Here is a 2,143-nt window from a genome sequence, read left to right on the forward strand (position 1 = left end):
AGCGCACCTTCGCGCATGTTGGTCGATTCTATGATGCACCGATAAAGGTAACCCTGCTCTCATCGGAAACCGACATGAACCTGCTTCGCTCCTTCTTCGCCTGCACGAGCGTTTTCGGACTGACCGCATTCTTGGCGTCGGAAGCTTCAGCTGCTCACTGCACACGGGCTGATCCTTCACTCGCCGGTCACTACTCCATGAGAGGCGTGATGGAAGTCGGCTCAGAGCTGCGGCTGCAGGCGAACGGCCGGTTCGAATATATGCTCGCGTATGGCGCGCTCGACGAGTACGCGACCGGCTGCTGGTCACGTGAGGGGGAGACCGTCACGCTCTTCGCATCGAAATTCGAAGCGAACGCGGAGGACACGATGAAATTCGAACAGCTCGAACTGGAGATCAAGCCGGGCGGCAAGCTCATGCGCCGGTTCAATGGCGGCCATGCTGGCACATATGCGCGTTAGCTTCGTGGATAACAAAACGAGCCCTGTCACGACTAAATGACTAATGCTCATATGAATATAATCGCTTTTGATTGCCTGCGTCGTTTCTGGCTACCGATCGCCAGCCAAGGAACGCGATCTTGATGATTGTGCCCTCTCGCTTTTGGGTTGGGCTCGGCCTATCGCGCGATCCATCGTGCCACCGGGGATCGTAAGTGTCGGGCGTCGGCGAAAACCTTCGCATGGTCTCCTCAACCCACTCTGAACGGGAAGGCCGCGCCCCAGAGTGAGAATCGGTGCGCAGCACCTGCGCATCGCTCTCGTCTAGCAGCAGGCAGCGACCATCGGCGCGACCGTTCCGCTCGACGGGCGGCCGGTCGCTAAGCGACGCTGAAAGGTAAGCCTTCATGACGAAGCCTTTCCAACGAGCGGAGCCTGAAAGGCGAGCAAATGCTCGATGACCGCGCCTGGCCTGTCGAGCGGCAGGAAGTGCCCCCCGTTTTCGACGGTCGCCATTTTTGCGCTGGGCACGATCTGGCGATCGTGTTAGCGTTCGTCTGGCCGCGACCAGTCGTGATCTCCCCAGAGCAGCAGCACGGGAATCCTGATGTTCGAATAGGCCTTGGTCGCCGTTTCCCAGCTTTCGGCGTTGCGGAGCAGATTGAGGAAGGCGCGGTAATGGCCTTTGCGGTTGCCGACGAGATACATTTCCTTCAGCAGCTCCGGCGGAATGCGCTCCGGGTCGGCGACGCCGCCGTTGAACACTGATTTCATGATCAGGAATTGACGCAGGCGCATCACTGTGTCGCCGAGGACTGGCAGATCCGCCAGGGCGACGAAGAGACGCGCGAGAGAGGAGCTGCGCGCCATCCCGCGCCCCTTCGCGTAATCGTAGGATTGATTGCCACTACGCGCGAAACGCGCGGATTGTTGCGCGCCGCGATGATGAGAGAAATTGAGGCCCCGATTGAAACGCCCGCGAGCGTAACTTCGTGAAGATCCAACGCTTGGAGAAAGTCTTCGATCGTCTCAACGAAATAGGCCGCGTCGTATTTCGCAGGTGGTATGTCGGAATAGCCATGGCCGGGATAATCGACCGCATACACGGTGAAACTCTTCGCCAGATCGGGGACGACCTTCTCGAAGAGATCAAGTTGCGTCCTCAGCGTGTGTAAAAGAACCAGCGCAGGGCCTTCACCAGTCTTGATGTAGCGAAGGCGGACGCCGTTGGCGCTGACATATCGGATCGGGGTGTCCGGCGCCCATGAGAGGCGCACCGGAGTTGGCGGAACGGGCCGCATCGCCTCGACGAGGAGCGAAAGGGGCACGATCGCCGCCGACATGACAACGAAACCGAGCAGACCGAAGATCACATCATTCAACATGGCGCTCTCCTATGACTTGACGACGAGATTTCTCCCAAGGAATGCTAGCGACCGTCGAACGCAGGCTCGACGTCCGCCATGTGCAGGTCCGTTCGCTCATCCGCACGGGCGCTCGCATGGACGTCGTCCGCTGTTGGCTTGATCCGGAACCATGCGGCGTAAAGCGCAGGAAGGAACAGCAGGATCAGCACCGTGCCGACCGCCGTGCCGCCGATCAGCGTGTAAGCCATCGATCCCCAGAAGACGGAGTGCGTGAGGGGGATAAAGGCCAGCACGGCGGCAAGCGCGGTCAGGATCACTGGCCTCGTGCGTTGCACC

General features: G+C 59.8%; 4 protein-coding genes. 1 reads left to right on the forward strand and 3 read right to left on the reverse strand.

Annotation, left to right across the window (positions count from 1 at the left end):
* Nucleotides 1–461: hypothetical protein (locus ACR652_RS05650; RefSeq protein WP_434505544.1), on the forward strand; the 461-nt coding region annotated here is incomplete at its 5' end.
* A gap of 525 nt (nt 462–986) precedes the next feature.
* Here ACR652_RS05650 and ACR652_RS05655 read toward each other — a convergent pair.
* The 3 genes from ACR652_RS05655 to ACR652_RS05665 all read right to left on the reverse strand — a co-directional run.
* Nucleotides 987–1,238: a hypothetical protein gene (locus ACR652_RS05655; protein ID WP_434505545.1), complete on the reverse strand. Its 252-nt coding sequence runs from the start codon at nt 1,236–1,238 to the stop codon at nt 987–989.
* Nucleotides 1,238–1,825: an alpha/beta fold hydrolase gene (locus ACR652_RS05660; RefSeq protein WP_434505546.1), complete on the reverse strand. Its 588-nt coding sequence runs from the start codon at nt 1,823–1,825 to the stop codon at nt 1,238–1,240. Before ACR652_RS05660 ends, ACR652_RS05655 begins: the two co-directional genes overlap by 1 nt.
* 44 nt (nt 1,826–1,869) lie before the next feature.
* Nucleotides 1,870–2,143, reverse strand: a 274-nt coding sequence (locus ACR652_RS05665; RefSeq protein WP_434505547.1) for a hypothetical protein, incomplete at its 5' end; no start/stop codon positions are given.

It is taken from the genome of Methylocystis sp., assembly GCF_051061225.1.
Taxonomy (GTDB): Bacteria; Pseudomonadota; Alphaproteobacteria; order Rhizobiales; family Beijerinckiaceae; genus Methylocystis.